The following is a 713-nucleotide window of genomic DNA, read 5'->3' as shown; positions in this document are numbered from 1 at the left end:
TCCGTGACCGCAAGGGTCGGCCTAGGGCGAAACCGGTGATTGGGGCTAAGTCGTAACAAGGTAGCCGTACCGGAAGGTGCGGCTGGAACACCTCCTTTCTGGAGATGCCTTCTGAAAAGGTGCACCTATGATCAGAAGATATGGAATCAGGTCTTTCCAAAAATCTTCTTGTACTCACGAACTCCTGTTTTTAAAATAGAGAAAAATGAAACCGGGCAAAACCCTTGAAAGAGTTTGAGCCGCAGGTTTGACTTGACGGTAGCGTCCGACACAGTCCTATAGCTCAGTTGGTTAGAGCGCCACACTGATAATGTGGAGGTCGGCAGTTCAAGTCTGCCTGGGACTACAAGGAAAACTATTTCTTAAGCATGGGGGATTAGCTCAGTTGGCTAGAGCGCTTGCATGGCATGCAAGAGGTCAACGGTTCGACCCCGTTATTCTCCACGCAGTCGACAACCGTATTCGTATGGTTATGAATCGACAGACGATCTTTGACATGTTGTTACAGACAAAACTGTAGAAAAGAAAATTTCAATACAGCTGAAAGTATGGGCTAGGTCCCTTGTGAGTATTCATATTCACATGTGGACATAGGCGAAAGTAAGAAAGGGCGTATGGCGGATGCCTAGGCTCACGGAGGCGATGAAGGACGTGATAAGCTGCGACAAGCCCTGGGGAGGTGCAAATGACCTTTGATCCAGGGATTTCCGAAT

2 tRNA genes and 2 rRNA genes are annotated in these 713 nt (G+C 48.2%); all 4 read left to right on the top strand.

The window, feature by feature from the left end:
• Positions 1–98, top strand: a 16S ribosomal RNA gene (locus tag ST42_RS00060); the annotation flags it as partial.
• Between the two features lie 174 nt (positions 99–272).
• Positions 273–346, top strand: a tRNA-Ile gene (locus ST42_RS00055).
• A 24-nt stretch (positions 347–370) separates the two neighbouring features.
• Positions 371–444 (top strand) — tRNA-Ala (locus ST42_RS00050).
• A 150-nt stretch (positions 445–594) separates the two neighbouring features.
• A 23S ribosomal RNA gene (locus ST42_RS00045) occupies positions 595–713 on the top strand; the annotation flags it as partial.

This window comes from Prevotella pectinovora (assembly GCF_000834015.1).
In the GTDB taxonomy this organism is placed as follows: Bacteria; Bacteroidota; Bacteroidia; order Bacteroidales; family Bacteroidaceae; genus Prevotella; species Prevotella pectinovora.
Note: the sequence above shows the minus strand (reverse complement) of the source record. Positions and strands in the feature narration are given on the sequence as shown.